This is a genomic window from Actinoplanes sp. NPDC026670 (genome assembly GCF_040638175.1).
GTDB lineage: Bacteria > Actinomycetota > Actinomycetes > Mycobacteriales > Micromonosporaceae > Actinoplanes.
The window spans coordinates 11402-37479 of sequence record NZ_JBEZXU010000087.1 but is presented as its reverse complement, the minus strand read 5'-3'; the positions used below and the strand labels follow the sequence as shown (position 1 = coordinate 37479).

Sequence of the window (26078 nt, the reverse complement as noted above, 5' to 3'; positions counted from 1 at the left end):
CTCAACGAGTCTGCGGGAAACCGAGGTCGATCGACGAAGTTCCCGGGTCGGGCCAGCGGGACGTGACGACCTTGCTGCGGGTGAAGAAGTGGATGCCGTCCGGGCCGTACATGTGGGTGTCGCCGAACAGCGACGCCTTCCAGCCACCGAACGAGTAGTAGGCGACCGGCACCGGGATCGGCACGTTCACGCCGACCATGCCCGCGTTGACGTCGAACTGGAACTGCCGGGCCGCGCCGCCGTCCCGGGTGAAGATGGCGGTGCCGTTGCCGTACTCGTTGTTGTTGACCAGCTCGAGGGCCTCGGCGTAGGTGTCCACGCGGACGACACTCAGCACCGGGCCGAAGATCTCGTCGGTGTAGACGATCATCTCCGGGGTGACGTTGTCGAGCAGGGTCGCGCCCAGGAAGAAGCCGTCCTTGGGCAGGTCGTCGGCGCGGCCGTCGGCCACCACCGTGGCGCCCTCGCTGACCCCGGCCTCGATGTAGCCGGCCACCTTGTCCCGGTGCTGGGCGCTGATCAGCGGGCCCATCTCGGAGGCGGGGTCGGTGCCGTCGCCGATCTTGATCTTCGGGAGCCGGGCGGCGATCGCCGCGACCAGCGGGTCGGCGATCTCACCGACCGCGACCACCACGGAGATCGCCATGCAGCGCTCGCCGGCCGCGCCGTAACCCGCGCTGATCGCCGCGTCGGCGGCCGCGTCGAGCTCGGCGTCGGGCAGCACGATCATGTGGTTCTTGGCGCCGCCGAGGGCCTGCACCCGCTTGCCGTGCGAGGTGCCGGTCTCGTAGATGTACTTGGCGATCGGGGTCGAGCCGACGAAGCTGACCGCGGCGATGTCCGGGTGGGTCAGGATCGCGTCGACCGCCTCCTTGTCGCCGTTGACGACGGTGAACACGCCGTCCGGCAGACCCGCCTCCTTCCACAGCTTCGCCAGCCAGAGCGATGCCGACGGGTCCTTCTCGCTGGGCTTGAGCACGAACGCGTTGCCCGCGGCGATGGCGGTGGCGCACATCCACAGCGGGACCATCGCCGGGAAGTTGAACGGGGTGATGCCGGCGACCACACCGAGCGGCTGGCGGATCGAGTAGACGTCGACGCCGGTCGCAGCCTGCTCGGAGAAGTTGCCCTTCATCAGGTGCGGGATGCCGGTGGCGAACTCGACGTTCTCCAGGCCGCGGGCCACCTCACCGGCCGCGTCGGCGAGCACCTTGCCGTGCTCGCGGGTGACGATCGCAGCGATCTCGCCGGTACGCGAGGCGAGCAGCTCACGGAACTTGAACAGGACCGCGGAACGCTTCGAGAGCGACGCCTCCCGCCAGCTCCGGGCCGCCTCCTTCGCCACCTTCACCGCCGCGTCGAGCTCTTTTCCGTCGGCGAGATCAACGGTGGCGATCTGCTCGCCGGTGGCCGGGTTGTAGACCGGGCCGACACGGCCCGAGGTGCCGGCGGTCTCGGCGCCGCCGATCCAGTGCGCGATGTGATTCATGCACCGAGATTATGTGACGACTCTGGACCGAACAATGACATGATTGTACTGTCACATAATGTTTTACCAGGCCGTCATGGAACGACTGTCCGACGCCAGCGCACGCGGCCTGGCCGAAGCGGTCAGCCGCGCGGTCGGCGACGGCGCCCTGGCCGGCGGGCTCAAACTGCCGCCGGTGCGCTCGGTCGCCACCGAGTTGCAGCTCTCCCCCAGCACCGTCAACTCGGCGTGGCAGCTCCTGCGGCGGGCCGGCACCATCCGCACCGACGGGCGGCGGGGCACCGTGGTGGCCACCCCCGGCGCGGGCGGCCCTGGTCGTTATCGGGCAGCGCTGCGGCGAACTTCGGGTTTCGGTCTCGATCTTTCCACCGGAGTCCCCGACCCGGCGCTGCTTCCGCCACTACCCGACCTGCACGGGCTGTCGCCGGCGCCGAGCAGTTACCTCGACGAGCCGGTGCTGCCCGCGCTGGGGGCGCTGCTGCGGGAGCGGTGGCCGTACCCCCCGGAACGCCTATCGATCTTCGACGGGGCGATGGACGCGGTCGATCACGCCGCCACCGCCCTGCTGCGCCTCGGCGACCTCGCCCTGGTCGAGAACCCCTGCTTCCCGCCGCTGCTCGACCTGCTCGACACGCTCGGCGTCCGGGTCGTCGGGGTCGCCACCGACGCGCACGGGATGATCCCGGAGCGGCTCGCCGCCGCCCTCACCCGGCGGCCCGCCGCGGTCTTCCTCCAGCCGCGCGCCCTCAACCCCACAGGCGCGTCGTGGTCACCGTCGCGGGCCGCCTCCCTCGCCGCGGTCCTCAGCCAGACCCCGCAGGTGTACGTGGTGGAGGACGACTCGGCCGGCGAGTTGTCCTCCGGATCGCCGCTGTCGGTGGGCACCCACATCCCGCGGCAGACCCTGCACGTGCGCAGCTTCTCCAAGTCGCACGGCCCCGACCTGCGGCTGGCCGCGATCAGTGGCCCGGCGACGGTCCTCGACCCGATCCTGGAGCGGCGGCTGCTCGGCCAGGGCTGGACCAGCCGGCTCCTCCAGCACCTGCTGCTCACCCTGCTCACCGCCCCGGCGTCGATCGCCGCGGTGGCGGCCGCCCGCGACGAGTACGCCCGCCGCCGCCGGCTGATCACCACGGCGCTGGCGTCGGCCGGGATCGTGCTGCCACCGGGCGAGGGCCTCAACCTGTGGCTGCCGGTCGCCGACGAGCAGGCCGCCCTGCTGAGCCTGGCCAGCGCCGGGATCGGGGCGGCGGCCGGCACTGCGTTCACGGTCGGGCCGGCCACCGCGCCCCACCTGCGGGTGACTGTCGGCCTGATCGCCGCCGACCACACCGAGGTCGCCGAGCGCCTGGCCACCGCGGCCAGGGCCGCCACCCAGCCGATCCCCCGTTGACCCAGACCAACTTGACTGAGGCCTAGTTGGTGAACGACCATATGAGGCATGAGCGCATGCGACACTCTGCCCATGACGAAGGTCTCCCTCGACGACCACTCGGGCCCCTGGTCCGAGGAGGAGTTCCTCGCGCTCGATGCGACGAACTACCGACTCGAACTGCTCGACGGGAGCTTGTGGGTGACACCACGACCGATTGCACCGCATCAGGACATCAGCGGGCACCTCTACGTCGCACTACTGCCGGCAGCAAAGGCTGCAGGGCTCCGGGTCAGGCAGGACGTGGACGTCCGGCTGGCTACGGCCAGGATTCTGCAACCCGACCTGATCATCTCCAAGGGAGAGCGGGTCGTCACCGTCACCAAAGCGTCCGACGTTCTCCTGGCCTGCGAGATCACCTCACCAAGCAACGCCGCCATGGACCGGATCACCAAGAAGGAGCTCTACGCCGCAGCGAACATCAAGTGGTATCTGCTGATCGAGCCGGAGACGTCGCGATACGAGTCGGTGACCCTGCACCTCTTCCGTCTGGAAGCCGGCCGTTATCAGACCTACGCGGTGGCCGAGGGTAACAAGGTGCTGACCCTCGAGGAGCCGTTGCGGGCCACGATCAACGGCAACAGCCTGCTCGGCCTCGAAGATTCACTTTGAGCGGACACCATCAGGGCTCGCCGGTGACGGTGGGGACACCCGACGACCATGTCGGGTGTTGGAGCGAGGCGGATTATCTCGCGCTCGGCGAGACGCACCGTCGCATCGAGCTTCTGGACGGAAGCCTCCTGGCGGCCCCTCTACCCAACGACCATCACCAAGAGATCGCGGGTAACCTTCGGGATTCGTTGCGTCCTGCGGCACGTGCGGCGGAGTTGCGGGCACCCCCTGGCACCCAACGTCCGGCTCGCCGCTGGACGGATCCTCATCCCCGATCTCGCCGTCAAGAAAGGCCCGACGGAAACCGCGGTGAGCGACGCGGCCGATGTCGTTCTCGTCTGCGAGATCACATCGCCCGGCAACGCCGCAACCGACCGCGGGCTGAAGATGGTCGCCTACGCCGCCGCGGGGATCCCGTGGTACCTGCTCGTTGAACCGTCCTTCGCCGACTACGCCTCGGTCACGCTGCGGTTGTTCCGGCTGGCGGACAACGGCTACGCCGAGCACGCCTCGGCAAAACACGGCGAGACGCTGACCAGCGACCTGCCGTTCCCGATGTCGATCAGCACCGGTTTCCTTCTCGACTATTGAGTGTTCTTGTCCGGGACGAAGCTGTCGAAGACCAGTTGCAGGTCGTCTCGGGAATCGGACCACTCGGAGTCCGGGGTCTGCCAGTAGATGCCGTAGGCCCGGTTCTCGGAGACCACCGTGCCACGGTTGTTGACGTGCCGGCGGACGCCGTCGCGCATGAACGTGAACTCCCAGTCGGCGGCCTTCAGGAAGTAGTCGACCGCCTTGATGTGCACCTCGGCGTACTGCGGGAAGTCCCCGCCCGAGACCCGGTTGTCGGCCTGGGTGCGCCAGTCCTTCACCGGGTTCGACTTCGGCTCGTCAGTCTGGTCGATGCCGAGGATCTTCCCGTCGCCCCGGAAGTAGACGATCGACCCCTCCTTCGAGCGTGTCCAGCCCGCTGGGACGTACAGGGAGAATCCGGTCTTGTCCTTGTATTCCACCCAGCCGGCCGGAAGCTGCGGACGGCTTTCGCCGGACGGCGACGGGCTCTGTGCGGGTTCCGACGACGCCGCCGGTGACGGGGTGGCCGAGGGCGGCGGGGCGCCCGCCGGCAGACCGGCCGTCGATGCGGCCGCGGACTTCGCCGGCTGCGCCTCGGGACTGCCGGTCCGGCCGGTCAGCGCCCACGCGACCCCCACGACGAGGACGACGGCCAGCGCCGCCACCGCCACGATCAGCCCGCGCCGGCGGCGCTCGGCACCGGTTGCCTCCACCGGCACGCCTGCCGACGTCGCCCGGGTGACCACCTCCGGCAGAGGCACCTCGGCCACCCCCGCGCCCGGTTGCTCCTTCGAGCCCGCCGCGTCCTCTGGTTCGTCATCCTTCGCCGGCACCGCGTCGCCGATGTTCCCGCCCGGCCCGGCGTCAGATCCAGGGTCGGCCTCGGCTTCGGCCGCGGAACGGGACTCGGCGCCGGATTCCGGGGTGGCTTCAACGGACACCGGGTCCTCGGGGCCGGGTACGGGCGAATCGCCGGCGCTCGCCGAGCCCTCGCTGGACTCACGCGGGCGCGGGATCCGGAACACCACCGGGAGGCTGGCGGCGAACCCGGCCAGGCCGGACGGCTTCGGCGTCGCCTCCTCGGTCTCGGACAGGCCGGTGATGATGGCGCGGGCGAGGTTCTCAGCGTCCTCGGCGGCCATCCGGGCGGCCGGGTCCTTGCGGAGCAGTCCGTCGAGCAGTGGGCGCAGCACACCGGCGTGCACCGGCGGATCCGGCTCCTCGGTGGCGAGCGCCGCGAGGGTCGCCATCGTCGAACCCCGCTGGTAGGGCGCCCGGCCCTCGATCGCCGCATAGAGCGTGGCGCCGAGCGACCACAGGTCGGCCTCCGGGCCGCTCGGGGTGCCCTGGGCCCGCTCCGGCGCCATGAACTGCGGCGACCCGACCAGGATGTCGGACCGGCTGATCACCCCGTCGTCGTCGACCGCGGCGATGCCGAAGTCGGTGAGCAGCACCCGGCCGTCGTCGGCGAGCAGCACGTTCGCCGGTTTGACGTCACGGTGCTCGACGCCGAGGCGGTGGGCGGTGCGCAGCGCCCCGAGCAGTTCCAGTCCGATCCGGGCGACGCGATACGGATCGAGCGGACCCTGTTCGGCGATCTCCTCCCGGAGCGAACGGCTCGGCACGTACTCCATGACGATCCAGGTGCGGTCGTCGAGCTGCAGTACGTCGTACACCTGAACGACGTTGGGATGATTGATCCGTGCCGACGCCCGCGCCTCGCGAAGGGTGCGCCGCGCCGACGCCCCGCCGTCCGCGCCGAGCGGCTGGTCGATCTCCTTGATCGCCACATCTCGCTGGAGCGTTTCGTCACGGGCCAGGAGGACCTGGCCCATTCCACCGCGGCCCAGGCTCTCGCCCAGCCGGTACCGTCCGGCGAGCAGCACGGGCGCATCAGGCATGCGCACCGTTATACCCGGCCGGTGCACGCATCAAGCGAACCCCCACCTGCCCCAAGCCGCATAACGGGCATTCACCTTCACTTACCGGAATCGGCGGCCCGGCGGCGGGCGATTAGTCAGGATTGGGGAGGGTACGTCTGGAGGACAACCGTGCAGGACGGAGGGACGATGACCCACACAGACGCACGAACCGAGCAGTCGGCCGCGGAACTGGTGAGCCGGCTCAGTGAACAGGTGACCACCCTGATCCGTGACGAGCTGGCGCTCGCCCGGATCGAGATGGCCGAGAAGGGCCGACGTGCCGGCAAGGGCGCGGGTCTGCTCGGCGGGGCCGGGGTGATCACGCTGTACGGCGTCGGCGCGCTGCTCGTCACCGCCGGAGCGGCCCTGTCGCTCGTCATGCCGGTATGGGCGTCCGCCCTCATCGTGGCGGTGGTGCTGTTCGCCGGCGCGGGAATCGCCGCGATCGCCGGGCGACACGAGGTGCAGCAGGCGGTGCCGCCGACTCCGGAGGCCGCCATCGCGAGCGGGCGCCGTGACGTGAACGAGTTCATGGCCGCGGCCCGGCGCGGGGCGCGCTCATGAGCGTTCCGAACCGAAGCCGCCCGGCCGCCAATCGCAACCGCCCGAAGCCGGGGCCACCGTCCTCGAACCGTGTCTCGGGCGAGGATCCACCGAAGCCGGGCCCTGCGGCGGCCGCTCCTTCCGCTTCCACTTCTTCGTCCGCTTCCGCTTCCACTTCCTCTCCCGCTTCCTCGTCCTCTTCCGCTTCCTCGGACACGAACGCGGCCCCTGATCCGGCGGCGAGCCGATCCGGTCCGGCCGCGCACAGCACGGTCACTCCGGGCCCGGGTTCGCGTAGCACGGTGACGACGTCCGGCCGCCCGGCGACCGGAAGCCCCACACCGTCGTCCCCGAGCGGCGCCAGCCCGCCGAAACCCGGCCCTGGCGGCGCCTCGCCGAAACCCGGCCCGGGAGTTGCGGCCGGTGGCGACGCGAAGCCGGCCGCACATTCCGCGCCGCCTAAACCCGCACCTTCCGCGCCGCCTAAACCCGCACCTTCTGCGCCGCCTAAACCCGCACCTTCTGCGCCGCCTAAACCCGCACCGTCTCCGGCGAGGGCTCCCGCCAGCGCGGACCCGCCACGCGGCTCCGGAACTCCGAAACCGGCGCCACCATCGGCGGCCGCCCCCGCGCATCCGGCACCGGCGACACCGAAGCCGGCACCGCAGTCCACCGCCCCGAAGCCGGGCCCATCGACGCCGGCCCCTCAGCATGCGACGGGCGCAACACCGCCGCCGACCACACCCGGCAGCAGGACGGCACCTTCCACAGGCGGCACGCCGGGCCCCGGCCGTGTCACAGGTCGCGCGCCGGTACCCGAACCGGGCCCGCAAATCGCATCGTCACCGAGCGGATCCAGCCCGAATCATCCGGCACCCACAAAGGCCGGCAATTCCGCGGCGGACGCCCGGATCCACTCCCCCGCCGCAGGTCAGACGGGTTCCCCGGCCCCGGCGGAAACCCGGACCGGTTTCCACGAGGCCGGCCGGCCGGAGGCGGCACCGAATCGCACCGAAAATGTTCACGCCGCGGCCGAGAAGGCAAGGAACGGCACAGGCGGCGACGCCAAGGATCAGGCTGAGGCACTTCGGACGGAAATCGAGCAGACCAGGGCGGAGATGGGCGACACCGCAGCCGCACTGATCGAGAAGATGGACGTCCCCAGCCGGGTCAGGTCGGCCGCCACCGAAAAGAAGAACCAGCTCACCGAGGCCGCCGCCGAGAAGAAGGCACAACTGACCGAGGCCGTGGCGGAGAAGAAGGCACAGCTGTCCGACGCCGCCGCGCAGTTCACCGACGCCGCCACGGACAGGAAGAACCAGCTGGCCCAGACCGCCGCGGAAAAGGCCGGCCATATCGCCGAGGCGGCTACGGCAAAGAGAAACCAATTGATCGGTACGCCGAACGACTCCACCGCCGAATCCGGCCCCAGCCGCCTCAAGCAGGTGGCCGCCGAGGCCGCCGGAACCATCGCAGCCAAAGCGGAGGCCGTGACCGATTCGATCCGCGGCACCCGGACCCGAACCGGCGAGACAGGCGAAGTCACCCAGGCGGGTTCGGCGACACCCACCGACCCACGCGCGCAGAGGCAGACACCCACCGACCCACGCGCACAGAGGCAGGAGTCCGCCGAGACCCGAACCCACCTGGCCGAGGCAGCCGCCGAGGCCGCCGAACGGGCCACCACCGCGATCGGCACTCTCCCGGCCCGGGCGTCCGAAGCCATCGGCACCCTCCGGGACCGCGCGCGCAGCACTCATCCGGATCACCCGTTCGACAGACGTCAGCAGTACGCCCTGATCGGAGCAGTCCTGGCGGTCGCCGCGGTGGCGGCAGTCTTGATCCGAAGACTCCGCTGACCGAACCGCACGCTCACGGGCCCCGCCACACACCGGCGGGGCCCGTCGCCATCTCCGAACCACACCCCGGAGGGACGAGACTCCGGCCGGGCTGCAGCAGAACCCTCCGAGGTAGGCGCAGACAGGCCGAAGACGCGAGCCGTCACCGCCGGACTTGGTGCAGCCGTCACCGCCGGACTTGGTGCGGCCGTCACCGCCGGACTTGGTGCGGCCGTCACCGCCGGACTTGGTGCGGACGCAGACCGGCAACGTCGACCGGCGCACACGTTGGCGTTGCGCGTGCTCCTGTCTTCGCCCTGGCATGGATGAACGTCCACGATCGTCCTAACGTGTGCGCTGGCCCACGCGGCGACGAGGACGAGAGCCCACGATCGGCGATCGTGTGCGCTGATCGCCGTTCACCGGCGCTGCGACATGTCACGCATGCCGACCGAAACAGACCTGCGGCAAGCCATGACCGGATGGTGATCTCGGCGGGCCACGACCACGCCGCCAGAACCTCGACCGCAAAGTTCCCAAGCGCCGCCGAACCCGACACGGCCGAACCCATGCGACCGGAGCCACGCACCGGCCCGTCGGTGGTCACCATGTGCCTGAGCAGCAGCGCCAACCAGGCACTGGACGACGCCCTGGTCACCAGCCCCAAGATGATCTTCGCCGACAAGCCAGCCGGCGCGCTCGATTCGGCCTCCGGCGAACAACCGCACCCCGCACGACCGCCCCGCACAACCGCACCCGCACCCTCACCCCGACCGCCCCGCACGACCGCACCCGCACCCCGACCGCCCCGCACGACCGCACCCGCACGACTGCCCCGCGCGGTCGCACTCGCGGCGTCCACCCTCCGGCGGCCGGGGTGGGGATGGGGTGAGGTGGTGGCGGGCGGGACACGGTGGTGGGGACGGGACGAAAGGGGGTAACGGTGACACTCCTTGAAACGTATCAGGATGACTCTTGAGGCGAATGGCCTGCTCGACGAAGAAATCAAGGGCACCCTGGGAATCAACTCTTGACCCTGCCCTAACGGGATCGTAACGTGACTCACACCTCAGCTAGAACGTTTCAAGAACCCTTTAACAGGAGGCGTCATGCGTCCTCGGTTTACCGCTGCCGTCGTCATGGCCACGACGGCCGCCATAGCTCTCACCGGTTGCACCAAGAAGAACGACACCGACACCGCCGCCTCGGGCGACGCGGGCAAGAAGACCTACAAGGTGGCGTTCGTCCCGAAGTTGCAGGGTGTCCCCTACTTCGAGGCGATGAACGCCGGCGGCAAGGAGGCGGCCGCCGCGCTCGGCAACGTCGAGTGGCTCTACCAGGGCCCCACCCAGGCGGACGCCGCTGCACAGGCCGACATCGTCCGGTCGTACATCCAGCAGAAGGTCGACACACTGATCGTCGCCCCGAACGACCCGGACAGCATGGCGCCGCTGCTCCAGCAGGCGAAGGACGCCGGCATCCACGTGGCGACCGCCGACACCGACGCCCCGACGAGTGTGCGGGAGGTGTTCGTCAACCAGGCCACCGCGCAGGGCATCGGCGAGGGCCTGACCGACTCGCTGCTGACGGCGATGGGCGGCAAGGGCAAGTACGCGATCGTGTCCTGCGGCCAGACCGCGGAGAACCTGAACTCCTGGATCGAGGTCCAGAAGGCGTACACCAAGGAGAAGTACCCGGACGCGGAGATCGTCGACATCGTCTACGCCGGCGAGGACCAGGCGAAGGCCACGCAGATGGCGACCGACCTGATGAACGCGCACCCGGACCTGACCGGCCTGGTCGGTGAGTGCACGTCGTCGGCGCCGGGTGTGGCGCAGGCGGTCAAGGACGCCGGCAAGATCGGCAAGGTGTTCACGGTCGGCCTGGGCACCCCGCAGGCGATGAAGCCGTACCTCCAGGACAAGTCGTCGACCGCCGCGATCCTCTGGGACGTGGAGAACCTCGGCTACCTGACCGCGTGGGCGGGCGCCCAGATCGCGCAGGGCAAGCCGTTCGCCGCGACGAACAACGTGTCCAGCGATCTGTCCGCGGTCGCCTACACCGAGGCGAACAAGATGCTGCTCCTCGGGCCGGCGCTGGCGATCACCGACCAGAACGTCGACCAGTTCAACTACTGATGACCGACAAGATCGAAAACCCGCGGCTGCGCCTTACCGCTATCTCGAAGCGGTTCGGCGCGGTCCGGGCCATCCAGCACGCCGATTTCACGGTACGGGCAGGCAAGGTCCACGCTCTCGTCGGTGAGAACGGCGCCGGCAAGTCCACGATGATCAAGATCGTGGCGGGGGCCGAGGTCGCCGACACCGGCGAGATCGAGTTCGAGGGTGAGCCGGTCAAGCTCGGCTCGACGACGGCGGCGATCGCGCTCGGCATCGCCACCGTGTATCAGGAGCCGCAGCTCTTCCCGGAGCTGACGGTCGCCGAGAACATCTTCCTCGGCCGCGAGCTGAAGAAGGCCGGACGGGTCGACTGGCCGGCGCAGAACGCGAAGGTGGTCGAGCTGCTGGAGCTGCTCGGCCTGCCGGAGCGCTACACGACCGCCGAGGTGGGCACCCTGTCGGTGGCCGAACAGCAGCAGGTGTCGATCGCGAAGGCGCTGGCCGCGGACGCGAAGGTGCTGATCCTGGACGAGCCGTCGGCGATCCTGACCGACGCCGAGATCGAGGTGCTGTTCGACGTGGTCCGGCGGCTGACGGCGGCCGGCGTGGCGGTCATCTACATCTCGCACCGGCTGGACGAGTTGTTCCGGATCGCCGACGAGGTGACCGTCATGCGGGACGGGCGCACCATCGGCACGTACCCGATCGGGGATCTGAGCGTCCGGCAGATCGCCCACCTGATGGTGGGTGAGGAGTTGTCGGACGCCCGTCCGCATCGCGAGGTGCCGGATGGACCGGCGGTTCTGGAGTTGCGGCGCCTCAGCCGGGACGGCCGGTTCCGCGACGTCGACGTGAGCGTCAAGGCCGGCGAGATCGTCGCGCTGTACGGACTGGTCGGCTCCGGCGTCTCCGAGATCGCGGCATGTGTGTACGGAATTGATCGCAGTACACATGGGCAAATATTGATCAACTCAAGTCAAGTCAACATCAAGAGTCCCGAGCACGCGCAGCGGCTCGGCATCGCGCTGCTGCCGGCGAACCGCAAGGTCGAGGGGATGTTCGGCTTCCAGTCGATCGCCTTCAACATCTCGGCGGGTCATCTGCGGTTGCTGTCGAAGTTCGGGGTGTGGGTGGACCGGGCCCGGGAGAAGGCCGTGGCGCTCAAGTTGATCGACAGGCTCGCGGTGAAGACGCCGCACGAGCGGCAGGCGATCAGCGCGATGTCCGGTGGCAACGCGCAGAAGGTCGTGCTGGCCCGGCAACTCGTGGAGCGGCCGAAGGTGCTGGTGCTGGCCGAGCCGACACAGGGTGTCGACGTCGGGGCCAAGGAGGAGATCCACCGCTTGATCACCGAACTGGCCGAGGATGGCACCGCCGTCCTGGTGGTGACGTCCGACCTGCCGGAGGCGCTGCGCATCGCCGACCGCATCCAGGTGGTGCGGGGCGGCACGACGACCGACGAGTTCGGCCCGGACGCCAGCCAGGTCGACCTGCTGGCCGCGGCCGCCGGCGGCGGCGAGACAAACCAGAAGCCGGCCGCCGACGGCGAGACGGACCGGACGACCGCCGACGGCGGGACGGAACGGACGACCGCCGACGGCGAGACGGACCGGACGACGGCCGCGGGAGGCAGCGCATGACCGCGGTTGCGGAAGCGAAGATCAAGCGGAAGGTGCTGCCGAGCCCGGTCACCGGGCAGGAGGTCGTGCTGGTCGGTGTGATCGCCGTGCTGTGGGCCGCGCTCGCGGTCAGCACCCCGGCCTTCCTCACCGCCGGCTCGATCCAGCCGCTCCTGGTGGCGACCGCCCCGGTGGCGCTGGTCGGCGTGGCCATGACCATCGTGATCATCACCGGCGGCATCGACGTCTCGGTCGGCGGCGCGATCATGGTGTGTTCGGTGCTGACCGCGAAGGCGCTGGTCGGCACGGACGGGGTGAGCCTCGGCACGGCGGTGCTGCTGTCGATCGCCGCGGGCGCGGTGCTCGGCCTGGTCAACGGGGTGCTGATCGCCTACGGCCGGGTGCACGCCATCATCATCACGTTCGGCACGGCCAACCTGTTCATGTTCCTCGGCCTGCGGATCTTCGGCTCCGGCACGGTCAACGGGATCCCCGGCACGCTGGCGTTCTTCGGCCGCGGACCGGACGGGCGCACGATGGGCGTCCCGCACGCCTTCCTGATCACCGTCCTCGTCACCGCGGCCGTCTGGTGGTACCTGCGGCACACCGCGGGTGGCCGGCACTTCTACGCCATCGGCGGGGACCCGGTCGCCGCGCGCCTGGCCGGGGTCCGGGTGCAGCGGCGGGTGCTGCTGGCCTACGTCTTCACCGGGGTGCTCGTCGGCCTGGCGTCGTGTTTCGTGATCGCGCAGGGCACGTCGACGCTCGATCAGTCGGTCGGTTCCGGCAAGGAGCTGGCGGTGATCGCGGCGGTCGTGATCGGCGGTACGAGCATCATGGGCGGCCGTGGTTCGGTGCTCGGCACCCTGCTCGGCGCGCTGCTGGTGCAGTCGGTGGCGTCCGGGGTGACCCAGCTGGGCTGGCGTTCGCAGCTGTCCGACCTGTTCGTCGGCATCTTCATCATCGTGGCGGTCGGCGCCGACCTGCTGCGCGCCCGCGCAAGGAGGGCCCGATGACCACGGTGGCAGAAAAGCGGGAGAAAACGGACTTCATCAAGATCCTGCTCACCCAGCGGATCGCCCTCCTCGCGGTACTGATCGTCGCAGTGATGGTCACGTTCTTCATCAATGACGCCGGCGGCTATCTCACCGCGCCGTACGACTTCGACTACATGTCGGCCAGCCTGATCAGCGCGGTCCCCCTGGCCATGCTGGGCCTGGCCGAGATGCTGGTGATCCTCTCCGGCCGGGGCGGCATCGACCTGTCGGTGGGCGCGATGGTGAGCCTGGCCGGGATGGTGTTCGGCTTCGCCTACGGCGAGTGGGGCTGGCCGCTGTGGCTGGCGATCCTCGCGACGGCCGGGTTCGGCGCGTTCCTCGGCGCGATCAACGGGTTCCTGGTCTCGTACATCGGCTTCCCGGCCCTGATCGCCACGCTCGCGACGTTCTACGCGTACAAGAGCCTGGCGATCGTGATCAACAACCAGCAGCCGATCAGCACGAAGCCGATCCAGGAGCTGTTCTCGCTGAGCAAATCGGTGGAGCTGCCGCTGTTCGGCGAGTACGTCCCGAACGTTCCGCTCGGGATCTTCACGTTCCTGCTGCCCACCGTGGTGGCGGTCTGGCTGCTGCTGGCCCGCACCGCCTACGGGCGGCGGCTCTACGCGATCGGCACCAACGACGTCGCCGCTCGCTGGGCCGGTCTCCCGGTCCGGGACACGCGCTTCAAGGCGTACGTCTACGCGGGTCTGATCTCCGGCCTGGTGGCCGTGGTGACGGTGGGGCAGTTCGCCTCGGCCCGTCCGGACGCGGGCGTCTCCGGCAACGGCATGGCCCTGCCCGCGATCACCATCGCCGTCCTCGGCGGCGTGGCGATCACCGGTGGCATCGGCCGGGTCGCCGGGGTCGTGCTGGCCACTCTGCTCATCGTCTGGCTCAACGCCGGCATCCTGCTGGCCTTCGTCGGTAACGAGGGTTCGCAGTACCAGCTCCTCGCGCTCGGCGCGGTGCTGGTGTTCGCCGCGCTGTTGAACGGGCTCACCAATCGACGGTACGGAGGTACCACATCATGAACCTCGACGGTCTGGACGGCTTCACGATCGAGGTCCCGAGCTGGGCGTACGGGAACTCGGGCACCCGGTTCAAGGTCTTCACCCGTCCTGGTGGGCCACGCAACCCGTACGAGAAGCTGTCCGACGCCGCGCAGGTGAATCGTCTCACCGGCCTGGCCAACCGGGTCTCCCTGCACATCCCGTGGGACCTGGTCGACGACTGGAGCGACCTGAAGGCGCACGCCGACAAGGTGGGTGTGCAGATCGGCGCGATCAACTCGAACGTCTTCCAGGACGACGACTACCGGCTGGGCTCGCTGTGCAACCCGGACCCGGCGATCCGCCGCAAGGCGATCGACCACCACAAGCAGTGCCTGGACGTGATGCGGCAGACCGGTTCGACGGATCTGAAGATCTGGCTGCCGGACGGCCTGAACTACGCCGGCCAGGATTCGCTGCGGGGCCGGCAGGACCGGCTGGCCGAGTCGCTGCGGGAGATCTACGACGCGTCCGACGACAACCACCGGATCCTGCTGGAGTACAAGTTCTTCGAGCCGTACTTCTACTCGACCGACATCCCGGACTGGGGCACGTCGCTGCTGCACTGCCTGGCGCTGGGCGAGCGGGCGACGGTCGTGCTGGACACCGGGCACCACGCGCCGGGAACGAACATCGAGTTCATCGTGATGCAGCTGATCCGGCAGAAGAAGCTCGGCGCGTTCGACTTCAACTCGCGCTACTACGCCGACGACGACCTGATCGTGGGTTCGGCCGACCCGTTCCAGCTGTTCCGGATCATGTCGGAGATCGTGGCGGCGGACGCGCACCGGCCCGAGTCGGGGGTCAACTTCATGCTCGACCAGTGCCACAACATCGAGGAGAAGATCCCCGGCCAGATCCTCTCGGTGCTCAACGTCGAGCAGGCGCTGGCCAAGGCGCTCCAGGTGGATCAGGCGGCGCTGGCCACCGCGCAGCGCGACGGCGACGTCCTCGGCGCGCATCAGGTGCTGATGGACGCCTACGAGACCGACGTGCGGTCCGCTCTCGCGGACCGGCGGGAGGCGAGGGGGCTGCCGCGCGATCCGGCCAAGGCATTCCATTCATCGGGGTACGCCCAGACGGCCGCCGCCGAGCGGGTCGGCGGGACCCAGGCCAGCTGGGGAGCGTAATCACGCCAAAATACCCCTGATCTCCGCCATCCGGGCGCACCATGAGCGGATGGAGACCGCCACGCAGCCGGAGGACCTGGCCCGGGTGGCCGGGGTACGGGCCCGCCTCGCCGATCTCGTCGAGCCGACCCCGTCGCCGGCCGAGACGGCCCTGGTTCTCCGGCTGCTCCGTTCGTTCGCCGCGAAGGCCCCTCTCGCGGCGGACGAGCTGGTCCGGCTTCTGCACGCCGGCGACCCGGGCCCGGTCCGGGACCAGGCGCACAGCCTGAAGGGGTCGGCCGCGAACATCGGCGCCGCCGGTCTGGCGGCAATCTGCTCGCGGGTGGAGGACGCCGCGCGGGCCGGGGCCGTCTCCGACCCCGGCCCGACGGGAGATCGCCTGCGCGCCGAGACCGACGGTGCGCTGCGGGCGGTACGGGCGCTGACGCTCGAATTCGAGCGGCTGCCCTGATGTCGCCTGGGTCAGGCCGCGGTGAGCACCGGCTCGACCAGACCCACCACGCGGGAGAAGTTGACCAGCCGGTCCAGCATCGCCTCGGTCACCACGGTTCCGCTGCCGATCAGCACCAGGCCGTTGGTGGCCATGACGTCCTGGGCCAGGCGCATCCCGACCTGGAGGTCGGCCACCGCGTAGGCCTGGGTGCTGCCGGCGACCGGGCTCTCCACGCCCTTGACCTGCCGCAGGGCGGCCAGCACGTGCGGGGCGCAGGTGCCGGCCCGGGTGAGCGTGGTGATCGCCATCGCCGGCGAGCTGGAGCGGGCCGCCGCGGTGTCGTACTCGATGGCCGTGCGGACCACGCTGATCGCGCCCTCGACCAGCGGCGACCAGCCGCCGGGCGGGGGTTTCTCGCCGGCCAGCCCGCGGACCGTGGACACCACGTCCTCGATCATCGGGATGTCCTTGATCAGCGGGAGCACCATGCCGGGCATCCCGTTGACGGCCTTCTGCTCGTCCGGGGTGAGGTTGGCGCCCTCGGTGAGCTTGCTCATCACCTCGGACGGCACGCTGACCGCGCCGATCTGCGAGGCCATCGCGGCGACCTCGATCTCCCAGAGCCCGTCGAGTTCGAGGGCGGTGGTGAGCTCGCCGACCAGCTTGCGGATCCGGCCGGCCCGGGCGAACCCGAGCGGGCTGGACAGTTCGAGGATCCCGAAGAGGGCCTGCACGCTGGTCTTCAGCGTGGTGTCGACCATCTTGCGCTCGGCCATGGCGTGATCGTGGCGGGTGACCGCGCCCTTGATCGCGTCCATGATGTCGGCACGGTTGGCCGGCTTGGCCAGGTACCGGTAGACACCACCGGAGTTGATCGCGGCGATCACGGTCTTCATGTCGCCGTGGCCGCTGTGCAGGATCCGGACCACGTCCGGGTAGTCCTGCTGAATCTTCCCCAGCAGGGCGATGCCGTCCATCCCGGGCATCCGCACGTCACTGACCACCGCGGCGACGTTGTCGTTCGCGGCGAGCAGCTTGAGCGCCTGCTCGGCGTCCCCGGCCATCAGCAGCCGATGGTCCCGGCCCAGCTGGATGGAGAGGGTCTCCAGCACCACGTCGTCGTCATCGACGAGCAGCAGTGTCGGCTTCTTCATGTTATCGGCGTCGCCCGACCGGTACAGCTCGGTCCGCATGGTGCCCTCCTTCGACTGACCGGCCTTGGTGCTTCGTGGCTCCCTATCGCCTCATCCGGCCGTCGGCTGAGGGGTTGGCCGGGGGCGGATTTCCACCCGGCGGAACTCTCAACCGGCTCCCGCGGACGGCCGAAATGCGAACCCGAGCCACGGCGGGGAACCCGTCGGCTGTCGTCGGAGAAACGGATACTGATGTGAGCGCAGTAGGGGAAGACGCCCGCCTCGCGGCGGTGCACAGCTATCACCTGCTGGACGCCCCGCGCCCGGTCGTGCTCGACGAGCTGACCCGGCTGGCCGGCGCCGTCCTCGGCACACCGATGGCCACGGTCACCCTGATCGACGCCGACCGGGAGTGGTTCGCCGGCAAGACCGGGGTTCCCGGCGACGGCGGGCCGCTGGCCACCTCGTTCTCCGGGCGGGTCGTCGACACCTGCGAGCCGCTGGTCGTCGAGGACACCCTCACCGAGCCGCACTACCGCACCTGGGAGTGTGTGCAGGGGGCGCCGAACATCAGGTTCTGGGCCGGGGTGCCGCTGATCGACGAGGACGGGCACGCGCTCGGCAGCCTGTGTGTGCTCGACGACAAGCCGGGCACCGTCGGCGACCGGCAGCTGGAACTGCTCAAGACGATGGCCGGGCAGGCCGCCGGCCATCTGGCCGCGCTGCGCAACCGGCAGCTGCTGGCCGAGATCGGTGACGAGCTGTCCCGGGCGATCAGCCGCGAGGAGGACTTCGTGGCGACCGTGTCGCACGAGCTGCGCACCCCGGTCACCACCATCCAGGGCTACCTGGAACTGCTGGTCGACAACGAGGAGCTGGCGCCCTACCGGCGGCTGATCGACCCGATCCAGCGCAACGGCGAACGCCTGGTCCGGATGGTCGACCACCTGCTGGCCGGCACCCGCCCGGCGGCCGCGCCCCTGCCGCTGCTGCGGGCCAGCACCGATCTGGTCGCGGTGGCCGAGGCGGCGATGGCGTCGTGCCGGGGCCAGGCCTCCCAGCGGGACGTGCCGCTGGTGATCGAGTCGGGGCCCGGGCCCTTCTCGGTGCCGGGCGACTTCACCCGGCTCAGTCAGGCGGCCGAGCACCTCGTACGCAATGCGGTGATCTTCAGTGCCACCGGGCAGACGGTGACCGTCCGGGTGACCGCGGGCAGTCTCGAGGTCCTCGACGAAGGCGCCGGCATTCCGGCGGAGGAACTGCCGCACGTGGCGGAACGGTTCTATCGCGGCCAGTACGCCCGGGAGCAGGCGGTTCCCGGTGTCGGGCTGGGCCTGAGCATCGCCGACCGGATCATGCGGGCACACGAGGGCCTGCTCACCATCGAGTCGGCCGGGCCCGGCCGGGGCACCCGCGCCAGGATGACCGTCCCGAAGTGAGCTTTGCCCCTCAGTGCCGCACCGGGCCTGCCGATGGGAGGTTCGGGAGGTTTGCGGCGAGCGGGGGAACTCGATGGCGATTCTGCGGCGGATGCGGCTGGCCGGGCGTCTCGGTGGCGCCTTCTCGATGGTGCTGGTCCTGCTCGGGGTGGCCGTCGGCATCGGCGCGTGGGGTCTGACCCGGCAGTCGGAGTCGGCTGACCGGCTTCAGAAGCTACTGCACCTGATGCATCAGGTGGACGAGCAGAAGTATTACAACGGCGACATCTCCGGATGGCAGATCGCCTATGTGTGGGACACCCGCCGGATGGACCCGGTGAAGGCGGTCAGCCCGGACGCCGACAACCGCAAGGGCTTCCAGGCCGACTTCGACCTGCTCACCAAGCTGCTCGCGGAGACCGACACGGCAACCATGACCGTCACCGAGCGCGCCGACTTCGCCAAGCTCGGCGAACTGTGGGAGAAGTTCAAGTCGACCGACGACCAGATGGTCGCCCTGTACGCCGCGCGCCGGGTCGACGAGGGCGACGCGCTGCTGCTCAAGGACAGCTACGCGGTCTACTACGAGATCATCACGGTGACCGGCAGCCTGGTCACGTCGGTGGTCGACCGGGCCGACAAGGCGGCACAGGAGGCGCAGGACGAGGCGGCGTATCTCCGTACCGTAATGATCGTGGTCTTCGTCTTGTCGGTGATCGCCGCGGTCCTCTGCACGGTCGCGGTGACCCGCAGCGTCACCGGCCCGGTGGGCCGATTGGTCGAGGTCCTGCGCGGGATGGCGCGCGGCGACCTGACCGTCCGCCCGGACACCACCGGAAGCGACGAGGTCGCGGTCATGTCCCGGGCCGTCGACGAGGCCGTCGCCGGGGTGAAGACCACGGTCGCCGAGATCGTCGAGAACGGCGGCCGGCTCACCGACGCCTCGGACACCATGCGCCGCGTCAGCCACCAGATCGACAGCGCCATCGCCGAAGCCGACCAGCAGGCCGGGATGGCCGCGGCCGCCGCCAACGGGGTGTCCGGAAACGTGCACACGGTCGCCGCCGGCACCGAGGAGATGGGTTCGGCGATCACCGAGATCTCCCGCAACGCCGCCGAGGCCGCGCAGGTCGCCGCCGACGCGGTCGCCGCGGCCCGGGCCACCAGCGAGACGATCAACCGGCTCGGCGAGTCGTCGGCGCAGATCGGCGACGTCATCGAGACGATCACCGCGATCGCGTCGCAGACCAACCTGCTCGCGCTGAACGCCACCATCGAGGCGGCCCGCGCGGGTGAGTCCGGCAAGGGGTTCGCGGTGGTCGCCAGCGAGGTCAAGGACCTGGCCCAGGAGACCGCGCGGGCGACCGAGAAGATCTCCCAGCAGATCGCCGCGATCCAGAGCGACACCGGTCAGGCGGTCACCGCGATCGACGAGATCAGCCGGATCATCGAGCAGATCAGCGACTTCCAGACCACCATCGCGTCGGCCGTGGAGGAGCAGAGCGCCACCACCAGCGAGATGACCCGCGGGGTCAGCGAGGCCGCGAACGGCGTCACCGACATCGCCAGCAGCATCGCCAGCGTCGCGCACGGCACCGCGTCCAGCCGGGAGGCGGTCGGCGAGGTGGCCCGCACCGCCGAGGACGTGCAGACGCTGGCCGACCGGTTACGGGCGTCCGCCGGTCGGTTCTCGATCTGAGCCGGTCAGGACCGGCAGCACCCCGGTGACGGTCAGGGACCGGAGCACGATGCCGTGCGGCATGGTCGCCCGGAACCCGATGCCGGCCCGCTCCGCGGCCTGCTGGGCGGTGATCAGCACGTCGATGCCGGACGAGTCGCAGAACGTCAGCCCGCCGAGGTCGACGACCAGTTCGGCCGGGCGGTCGGCGAGCACCCGGGCGGCCTGCTCGGCGAAGTCGTCGCCGGTGTCCAGGTCCAGCTCACCGCGCAGGATCAGGCGGGTGCTGCCGCCGTCGTCGAGCCGCACTATCCGCATGGCCGCACCGCTCATGCCGCACCGCCGCGGGGGCAGGTCGTCAGGCGGACCAGGACGCGTTTGCCGCCGCGGTAGTTCTCCACCGTCCAGCCCTCGGACAGCGCCTCGATGAGCGCGATGCCGCGGCCGCCGGCGTCGTCGGGATCGCGGCGGCGCGGGACCACCGACGAGCCGTCGGCCACCGACACGGTGACCCGATCGTCGTGGGACTCCAGCGCCAGCGCCACACAGCCGCCGCCGTGCCGGACCGCGTTGGTGACCAGCTCGCTGACCACGACGGCGGCCGCGTCCAGCCAGTCGGCATCCCGGAACCCCCAGCCGGCCAGCACCGCGGTCGCCGCGCGGCGGGCGGCGGCGGGGGCGCCCCGGTCGAGTGGGACGTCCAGGTGGGCGGTTAGCTCACTCATGCAAAACCCCGAGAGTCGCTTATCTGCGGCTGGACGGTACCCGCCTTCCCTCGTCGACGAAACCTCTGCCGGATTTATCATGATTTAGGCTGGCGACATGGCATCGGTGCTGGTCGTCGAGGACAACCCGGAACATCAAGCGGTGATCGCCGAGGTGGTCCGCCGCCTCGGGCACACCGCCACCCTGGCCGGCGACGGCCGGGAAGGGCTGGCCGCCGCCGTCGCCGACCGCCCCGACCTGGTCGTCGCCGACGTCGACATGCCGCACCTGGACGGCATCCGGATGTGCCGGGCGCTGCGCGAGCACCCGGCCACCGCCACCGTCCCGGTCGTGCTGATCACCGCCTACCTGCCGCCCGGCGACACCACCCTGGCGTCGGCCGAGGCGGACGCCGTGGTGCCCAAGCCGTTCAGCGTCAAGGAGCTCTCCGAGACCCTGCGCACCTGCCTGGAGTCGCCGCCGCCCCGGCACGACCCGGCCTTCACCGAGGCCCTGCTGCGCAGCCTGGACGCCGGCGTGGTGGCCTGCGACCTGGACGGCCGGCTCGTGGTGATCAACCAGGCGGTACGGGACTTCTTCGGCGACGAGAGCCTGGGCGTGCCGGCCCGGGACTGGGCCGAGCGGTTCGGGCTGCGCCGCCACGACGGCACCCCGCTGCCGCCCGACGAGGTGGCGCTCTACCGGGCGCTCGGCGGCGAGGAACTGCGGCACGACGGGGTGCTGGCCCACGACCGGCAGAACCGGCGCCGCTGGTTCGCGATCAACGCGCGGCCGGTCCGGGACGCGAGCGGCAACATCCTCGGCGCGGTCGCGGCCGTCCACGACGTCACCGCCGAGCACCACCAGCACCAGTACGAGCGCTGCAAGACCGAGGTGCTCAAGGCGCTGGTGCACGCCCCGGACGCGGACCGGGCCGGCACCGAGGTGCTGCGGGCCATCTCCGGTGAGCTCGGGTGGCCGTACCTGCGGCTGTGGCTGGTCGATCCGGTCAGCGACCGCCTGCGCCCGGTCGCCACCCACCTCGCCGAAGGCGCCCCGCCGATCCTGCTGCCGCAGGTGCTCAACCGCGGCGAGGGCCTGGCCGGAGCGTGCTGGGCCAGCGGCGAGCCGATCTGGGTGCCGGACCTGGCCGCCCCGGACCTGCCGGTCGCGGTGGAGGCCGACCACTACCGGGCCGCGGTGGCGGTGCCGGTCCGCAGCGCGGACAACGTGATCGGCGTGCTCAGCTCGTTCACCGTCGAGCACCAGGAACCCGACCCGGCCCTGACCGTGCTGCTCAGCGGCATCGCCGGGCACATCGGCGGCTACCTCGAACGACGCCGGGCCGAGGAGCTGTCGCACCAGCTGGCGGCCAGCATCGGCGAGTACATCGCCCTGGTCGGGCACGAGTTGCGCACCCCGCTCACGTCGATCGGCACGTACACCGACCTGATCGCCGAGGAGGACGACACCACCACCGTCGGCGAGGTCCGTGAGCTGCTCGGCGTGATCGAGCGCAACAACGCCCGGCTGCGGTCGCTTGTCGAACGGCTGCTCGACCTGTCCGCCCTGGAGGCCGGGCACGCGCAGCTCACGGTCGGCGACGTGGACCTGGCGGCGGTGGTCACCGAGGCGCTGCCGGACGCGCCGATCCGTACCGACCTGCCGGCCCGGCTGGTGATCCCCGGCGACCGGGCCCGGCTGCGGCAGGTCGCCGAGAACCTGATCGGCAACGCGGTCAAGTACAGCCCGGACGGCGCCACCGTGCACGTCGCCCTGACCGCCGACGACGACGCCGCGGTGCTGACCGTCAGCGACGCCGGCATCGGCATCCCGTCCGGCGAACGGGACCGGCTGTTCGCCCGCCTCTACCGGGCCACCAACGCCCGGCACAGCGGCATCCCCGGCGCCGGGCTGGGGCTGGCGCTCAGCCGGGCCATCGTCGAACTGCACCGCGGCACCATCACGCTGAGCGGCAACGACGGCGGCGGCACGGTCGCCACGGTCCGCCTTCCCCGCCGGTCCGGGACCTCTGGCCCTGCCCGCCGGGAACACCGGGACGAGACGCTGGGAGGGAACCACTAGGAGGGGTCATGCTGGGAGGAAACATGGACGCGTGGCGCGGATTCGCGGGCACGACGTGGCGCACCGGAATCGACGTGGCCGGGTTCATCCACGACAACGTCCGGCCGTACGACGGTGACGCCGCCTTCCTGGCCGGGCCGACCGCCCGTACCACCGGGATCTGGGCGACGCTCTCCGAGATGTTCGCCGTGGAGCGCGCGAACGGCATCTACGACGCCGACGCCAGCACGCCGTCGACGATCACCGCGCACGCCCCCGGTTACATCGACCGCGAGTCCGAGCTGATCGTGGGCCTCCAGACCGACGCGCCGCTGCGCCGGGCCATCATGCCGTTCGGTGGCCTGCGGATGGTCGAGGGCGGGCTCGAGGCGTACGGCCGCGAACTCGACCCGGACGTCCGGAAGGTCTTCACCACCTACCGCAAGACCCACAACGAGGGTGTCTTCGACGCCTACCCGGCCGACGTGCTGGCCGCCCGCCGTTCGCACATCATCACCGGCCTGCCCGACGCGTACGGCCGCGGCCGGATCATCGGCGACTACCGGCGGGTCGCTCTCTACGGCGTGGACCGGCTCATCGCCTCTCGTGCCGAGATCAAGCGGGCGCTGAACGACAGGCGCTCGGTGGCCGACGTGATCCGCGACCGGGAGGAACTCTCCGAGCAGATCCGGGCGCTGAACGAGTTGAAGCAGATGGCCGCGTCCTACGGTTTCGACATCTCCGGCCCGGCGACCACCGCGCAGGAGGCCGTCCAGTGGCTGTACTTCGCCTACCTGGGCGCCACCAAGGAGCAGAACGGCGCGGCCATGTCGCTCGGGCGCACCTCCACCTTCCTCGACGTCTACCTGGCCCGTGACCTGGACGAGGGCCGGATCACCGAGGAGTTCGCCCAGGAGCTGATCGACGACTTCGTGATCAAGCTGCGGATCGTCCGGTTCCTGCGCACCCCGGAGTACGACGAGCTGTTCTCCGGCGACCCGACCTGGGTGACCGAGTCGATCGGCGGCATGACGTCCTCCTCGAACCCCGGCGCCGACGACCGCCCGCTCGTCACGAAGACCAGCTTCCGGTACCTGCAGACGCTCTACAACCTGGGCCCGGCGCCGGAGCCGAACATGACGGTCCTCTGGTCGCAGCGGCTCCCCGAGGGGTTCAAGCGGTTCTGCGCGCAGGTCAGCATCGACACCAGCAGCATCCAGTACGAGAACGACGACCTGCTGCGCCCCTACCTCAGTGACGACGCGGCGATCGCCTGCTGCGTGTCCGGCATGCGGGTCGGCAAGGACATGCAGTTCTTCGGCGCCCGGGCGAACCTGGCGAAGGCGCTGCTCTACGCGATCAACGGCGGACGTGACGAGATCAGCGGCGCGCAGGTCGCGCCGGCGTCGCACCCGCTCAACGCCGACGTGCTCGACTACGACGAGGTGTTCGAGGCCTACGACCGGACACTTGACTGGCTTGCCGAGATCTATGTTGATGCACTCAACTGCATCCACTACATGCATGACAAGTACGCATATGAACGCCTCGAGATGGCCCTGCACGACTACCCGGTGCACAGGTTCCTGGCCACCGGCATCGCCGGCCTCTCGGTCGCCGTGGACAGCCTGTCGGCGATCAAGCACGCCCAGGTCAAGCCGGTCCGCGACGAGACCGGGCTGGTCGTCGATTACGAGGTGGACGGCGACTACCCGACGTTCGGCAACAACGACGACCGGGTCGACTCGATCGCGGTGGAACTGGTCGACCGGTTCATGGAGAAGATCCGCCGGCAGCCGATGTACCGCGGCGCCGAACCCAGCCTGTCCGTCCTCACGATCACGTCGAACGTCGTCTACGGCAAGCACACCGGCAACACACCCGACGGCCGGCGGCTCGGCGAGCCGTTCGCGCCCGGCGCCAACCCGATGAACGGCCGGGACAAGCACGGGCTGGTGGCGGCCGCGCTGTCGGTGGCGAAACTGCCGTACCGCAGCGCCCGCGACGGCATCTCGCTGACCATCACCTCGACCCCGGACGGTCTCGGCCGCACCAAGGACGAACAGGTCGGCAACCTGGTCGGTGTCCTCGACGGCTACACCGACGGGCACGGCTTCCACATGAACGTCAACGTCCTCGACCGGGCGACGCTGGAGGACGCGATGGCGCACCCGGAGAAGTACCCGCAGCTCACCATCCGGGTGTCCGGCTACGCGGTGAACTTCGTGCGGCTCACCAGGGACCAGCAGCGCGACGTCATCTCGCGGACCTTCCACGGCTCGCTGTGACCATCACCGGGAGTGTGCACTCGTTCGACGTCTCGACGGGCGTCGACGGGCCGGGGACGCGATTCGTCGCGTTCCTGGCCGGGTGCCCGCTGCGCTGCCAGTACTGCCACAGCCCGGACACCTGGTACCGCCGCAGCGGGCGCGTGATGGACGCCGACGAGCTGATGACCGAGATCTCGCGATACGAGCGTTTCATCAAGGTCGCGCGGGGCGGCGTCACCCTCTCCGGCGGAGAGGCACTTCAACAGCCCGATTTCGTACGGGAGATCTTCACCCGTTGCCACGAGAAAGGCCTGCACACCGCCCTGGACACCAGCGGATACCTCGGCGCCAAGGCGTCGGACGAGCTGCTGGACGTGACCGACCTGGTGCTCCTGGACATCAAGTCCGGTGACGAGCACACCTATCACCAGGTGACCCGGACCGGCACGCTCCAGCCGACGATCGACTTCGCACACCGGCTGGCCGATCGTGGCATCCCGATCTGGATCCGCTTCGTCCTGGTCCCCGGCCTGACCGACGCCGTGGCGAACGTCGAGGCCGTCGCCCGGATCGCCGCCTCGATCCCGACGGTCGAGCGGGTGGAGGTCCTCCCGTTCCACCGGCTGGGCGCCGCCAAGTACGCCGCCCTCAACCAGCCCTTCCCGCTGGCCGGCACCCCGGCACCCTCCCCCGACCTGCTGGACCGTGTCCGAGCCCAGTTCCGCACCCACAACCTGACCGTCTACTGAACCCCCAGACCGCCAGCCGTCGCCCACCACGGGAAACCCACACCCAAAACCACCGCCAGCGACGGCCGGAACCCCCAGCCGTCGCTGACCACGGAAAACCCACACCCAAAACCACCGCCAGCGACGGCCGGAACCCCCAGCCGTCGCCCACCACGGGAAACCCGGGCCCAAAACCACCGCCAGCGACGGCCGGAACCCCCAGCCGTCGCCCACCACGGGAAACCCGGGCCCAAAACCACCGCCAGCGACGGCCGGAACCCC

General features: G+C 70.2%; 21 protein-coding genes. 16 read left to right on the top strand and 5 right to left on the bottom strand.

The genetic code is table 11. The features are described 5' to 3' along the window. Position 1 precedes the first annotated feature (1 nt). Entirely contained in the window at positions 2-1489 is a 1488-nt protein-coding gene (locus AB0E94_RS46965; protein ID WP_360341270.1) for a CoA-acylating methylmalonate-semialdehyde dehydrogenase, read from the bottom strand. A gap of 76 nt (positions 1490-1565) precedes the next feature. On the opposite strand from AB0E94_RS46965, the gene AB0E94_RS46960 reads away from it, so the two are divergent. The 3 genes from AB0E94_RS46960 to AB0E94_RS46950 all read left to right on the top strand — a co-directional run bounded on the left by AB0E94_RS46960 (position 1566) and on the right by AB0E94_RS46950 (position 4124). Beyond that, positions 1566-2882 carry an aminotransferase class I/II-fold pyridoxal phosphate-dependent enzyme gene (locus AB0E94_RS46960; RefSeq protein WP_360341267.1) on the top strand — a complete coding sequence of 439 codons (1317 nt, stop codon included), beginning with the start codon at positions 1566-1568 and terminating at the stop codon, positions 2880-2882. Positions 2883-2954: 72 nt separating this feature from the next. Continuing rightward, entirely contained in the window at positions 2955-3533 is a 579-nt protein-coding gene (locus AB0E94_RS46955; RefSeq protein ID WP_360341264.1) for a Uma2 family endonuclease, read from the top strand. A gap of 48 nt (positions 3534-3581) precedes the next feature. After that, positions 3582-4124: a Uma2 family endonuclease gene (locus tag AB0E94_RS46950; protein WP_360341261.1), complete on the top strand. Its 543-nt coding sequence runs from the start codon at positions 3582-3584 to the stop codon at positions 4122-4124. Here AB0E94_RS46950 and AB0E94_RS46945 read toward each other — a convergent pair. Next, positions 4118-6007, bottom strand: coding sequence for a protein kinase (locus AB0E94_RS46945; RefSeq protein WP_360341258.1), 1890 nt, complete (start codon positions 6005-6007; stop codon positions 4118-4120). The two genes, AB0E94_RS46950 and AB0E94_RS46945, sit on opposite strands and share 7 nt — an antisense overlap. A gap of 168 nt (positions 6008-6175) precedes the next feature. Here AB0E94_RS46945 and AB0E94_RS46940 point away from each other — a divergent pair, with 168 nt between their 5' ends. The 8 genes from AB0E94_RS46940 (at position 6176) to AB0E94_RS46905 (ending at position 15818) form a co-directional block, all read left to right on the top strand. Beyond that, entirely contained in the window at positions 6176-6592 is a 417-nt protein-coding gene (locus tag AB0E94_RS46940; RefSeq protein WP_360341255.1) for a phage holin family protein, read from the top strand. Then, entirely contained in the window at positions 6589-8430 is a 1842-nt protein-coding gene (locus tag AB0E94_RS46935; protein WP_360341252.1) for a DUF3618 domain-containing protein, read from the top strand. Before AB0E94_RS46940 ends, AB0E94_RS46935 begins: the two co-directional genes overlap by 4 nt. Before the next feature lie 1088 nt (positions 8431-9518). Further along, positions 9519-10547 (top strand): autoinducer 2 ABC transporter substrate-binding protein, encoded by a 1029-nt coding sequence (locus AB0E94_RS46930; RefSeq protein WP_360341249.1) that lies wholly within the window; start codon positions 9519-9521, stop codon positions 10545-10547. Then, positions 10547-12169, top strand: coding sequence for a sugar ABC transporter ATP-binding protein (locus AB0E94_RS46925; protein ID WP_360341246.1), 1623 nt, complete (start codon positions 10547-10549; stop codon positions 12167-12169). The genes AB0E94_RS46930 and AB0E94_RS46925 overlap by 1 nt, the downstream gene beginning before the upstream one ends. Beyond that, positions 12166-13164, top strand: a complete 999-nt coding sequence (locus AB0E94_RS46920; protein WP_360341243.1) for an ABC transporter permease — start codon at positions 12166-12168, stop codon at positions 13162-13164. Before AB0E94_RS46925 ends, AB0E94_RS46920 begins: the two co-directional genes overlap by 4 nt. Beyond that, on the top strand, positions 13161-14219 hold the full coding sequence (locus tag AB0E94_RS46915; protein ID WP_360341240.1) for an ABC transporter permease: 1059 nt from the start codon (positions 13161-13163) through the stop codon (positions 14217-14219). The genes AB0E94_RS46920 and AB0E94_RS46915 overlap by 4 nt, the downstream gene beginning before the upstream one ends. Continuing rightward, the gene (rhaI, locus tag AB0E94_RS46910) at positions 14216-15367 is read left to right on the top strand and encodes an L-rhamnose isomerase (protein WP_317786373.1); all 1152 of its coding nucleotides are present in this window, start codon (positions 14216-14218) and stop codon (positions 15365-15367) included. The genes AB0E94_RS46915 and rhaI overlap by 4 nt, the downstream gene beginning before the upstream one ends. A 49-nt stretch (positions 15368-15416) precedes the next feature. Then, positions 15417-15818, top strand: a complete 402-nt coding sequence (locus AB0E94_RS46905; protein WP_360341235.1) for an Hpt domain-containing protein — start codon at positions 15417-15419, stop codon at positions 15816-15818. Between the two features lie 11 nt (positions 15819-15829). Here the strand turns inward: AB0E94_RS46905 and AB0E94_RS46900 are convergent, their stop codons facing one another. Next, positions 15830-16993 (bottom strand): response regulator, encoded by a 1164-nt coding sequence (locus tag AB0E94_RS46900; RefSeq protein ID WP_360341232.1) that lies wholly within the window; start codon positions 16991-16993, stop codon positions 15830-15832. A 194-nt stretch (positions 16994-17187) separates the two neighbouring features. Between AB0E94_RS46900 and AB0E94_RS46895 the strand changes: the two genes are divergently transcribed. Next, positions 17188-18372, top strand: a complete 1185-nt coding sequence (locus tag AB0E94_RS46895) for a GAF domain-containing sensor histidine kinase (protein ID WP_360341229.1) — start codon at positions 17188-17190, stop codon at positions 18370-18372. Between the two features lie 73 nt (positions 18373-18445). Continuing rightward, the gene (locus AB0E94_RS46890; protein ID WP_360341226.1) at positions 18446-20050 is read left to right on the top strand and encodes a methyl-accepting chemotaxis protein; all 1605 of its coding nucleotides are present in this window, start codon (positions 18446-18448) and stop codon (positions 20048-20050) included. On the opposite strand, the gene AB0E94_RS46885 is transcribed toward AB0E94_RS46890, so the two are convergent. Both AB0E94_RS46885 and AB0E94_RS46880 read right to left on the bottom strand, forming a co-directional pair. Beyond that, positions 20018-20347 carry an STAS domain-containing protein gene (locus AB0E94_RS46885; RefSeq protein WP_360341223.1) on the bottom strand — a complete coding sequence of 110 codons (330 nt, stop codon included), beginning with the start codon at positions 20345-20347 and terminating at the stop codon, positions 20018-20020. The genes AB0E94_RS46890 and AB0E94_RS46885 overlap by 33 nt on opposite strands. Positions 20348-20358: 11 nt before the next feature. After that, complete coding sequence (locus tag AB0E94_RS46880; RefSeq protein ID WP_360341220.1) at positions 20359-20754, bottom strand: ATP-binding protein; 396 nt, start codon at positions 20752-20754, stop codon at positions 20359-20361. 97 nt (positions 20755-20851) lie between these two features. Between AB0E94_RS46880 and AB0E94_RS46875 the strand changes: the two genes are divergently transcribed. The 3 genes from AB0E94_RS46875 to pflA are packed head-to-tail and all read left to right on the top strand — an operon-like array spanning position 20852 to position 25817. Then, positions 20852-22819, top strand: coding sequence for an ATP-binding protein (locus AB0E94_RS46875; protein WP_360341217.1), 1968 nt, complete (start codon positions 20852-20854; stop codon positions 22817-22819). An 8-nt stretch (positions 22820-22827) separates the two neighbouring features. Then, on the top strand, positions 22828-25086 hold the full coding sequence (pflB, locus tag AB0E94_RS46870; protein ID WP_360341214.1) for a formate C-acetyltransferase: 2259 nt from the start codon (positions 22828-22830) through the stop codon (positions 25084-25086). After that, positions 25083-25817, top strand: a complete 735-nt coding sequence (gene pflA / locus AB0E94_RS46865) for a pyruvate formate-lyase-activating protein (protein WP_360341211.1) — start codon at positions 25083-25085, stop codon at positions 25815-25817. Before pflB ends, pflA begins: the two co-directional genes overlap by 4 nt. The last annotated feature ends 261 nt before the right edge of the window (positions 25818-26078 follow it).

What these genes read in the sequence shown, in the direction of transcription:
- rhaI (WP_317786373.1), top strand. Translation starts at nt 14,216, where the DNA reads ATGAACCTCGACGGTCTGGACGGCTTCACGATCGAGGTCCCGAGCTGG.
- AB0E94_RS46965 (WP_360341270.1), bottom strand. Translation starts at nt 1,489, where the DNA reads ATGAATCACATCGCGCACTGGATCGGCGGCGCCGAGACCGCCGGCACC.
- AB0E94_RS46960 (WP_360341267.1), top strand. Translation starts at nt 1,566, where the DNA reads ATGGAACGACTGTCCGACGCCAGCGCACGCGGCCTGGCCGAAGCGGTC.
- AB0E94_RS46930 (WP_360341249.1), top strand. Translation starts at nt 9,519, where the DNA reads ATGCGTCCTCGGTTTACCGCTGCCGTCGTCATGGCCACGACGGCCGCC.
- AB0E94_RS46890 (WP_360341226.1), top strand. Translation starts at nt 18,446, where the DNA reads ATGGCGATTCTGCGGCGGATGCGGCTGGCCGGGCGTCTCGGTGGCGCC.
- AB0E94_RS46880 (WP_360341220.1), bottom strand. Translation starts at nt 20,754, where the DNA reads ATGAGTGAGCTAACCGCCCACCTGGACGTCCCACTCGACCGGGGCGCC.
- AB0E94_RS46945 (WP_360341258.1), bottom strand. Translation starts at nt 6,007, where the DNA reads ATGCCTGATGCGCCCGTGCTGCTCGCCGGACGGTACCGGCTGGGCGAG.
- AB0E94_RS46950 (WP_360341261.1), top strand. Translation starts at nt 3,582, where the DNA reads ATGTCGGGTGTTGGAGCGAGGCGGATTATCTCGCGCTCGGCGAGACGC.
- AB0E94_RS46915 (WP_360341240.1), top strand. Translation starts at nt 13,161, where the DNA reads ATGACCACGGTGGCAGAAAAGCGGGAGAAAACGGACTTCATCAAGATC.
- AB0E94_RS46885 (WP_360341223.1), bottom strand. Translation starts at nt 20,347, where the DNA reads ATGCGGATAGTGCGGCTCGACGACGGCGGCAGCACCCGCCTGATCCTG.
- pflB (WP_360341214.1), top strand. Translation starts at nt 22,828, where the DNA reads ATGCTGGGAGGAAACATGGACGCGTGGCGCGGATTCGCGGGCACGACG.
- AB0E94_RS46935 (WP_360341252.1), top strand. Translation starts at nt 6,589, where the DNA reads ATGAGCGTTCCGAACCGAAGCCGCCCGGCCGCCAATCGCAACCGCCCG.
- AB0E94_RS46900 (WP_360341232.1), bottom strand. Translation starts at nt 16,993, where the DNA reads ATGCGGACCGAGCTGTACCGGTCGGGCGACGCCGATAACATGAAGAAG.
- AB0E94_RS46955 (WP_360341264.1), top strand. Translation starts at nt 2,955, where the DNA reads ATGACGAAGGTCTCCCTCGACGACCACTCGGGCCCCTGGTCCGAGGAG.
- AB0E94_RS46925 (WP_360341246.1), top strand. Translation starts at nt 10,547, where the DNA reads ATGACCGACAAGATCGAAAACCCGCGGCTGCGCCTTACCGCTATCTCG.
- AB0E94_RS46920 (WP_360341243.1), top strand. Translation starts at nt 12,166, where the DNA reads ATGACCGCGGTTGCGGAAGCGAAGATCAAGCGGAAGGTGCTGCCGAGC.
- AB0E94_RS46940 (WP_360341255.1), top strand. Translation starts at nt 6,176, where the DNA reads ATGACCCACACAGACGCACGAACCGAGCAGTCGGCCGCGGAACTGGTG.
- AB0E94_RS46905 (WP_360341235.1), top strand. Translation starts at nt 15,417, where the DNA reads ATGGAGACCGCCACGCAGCCGGAGGACCTGGCCCGGGTGGCCGGGGTA.
- AB0E94_RS46875 (WP_360341217.1), top strand. Translation starts at nt 20,852, where the DNA reads ATGGCATCGGTGCTGGTCGTCGAGGACAACCCGGAACATCAAGCGGTG.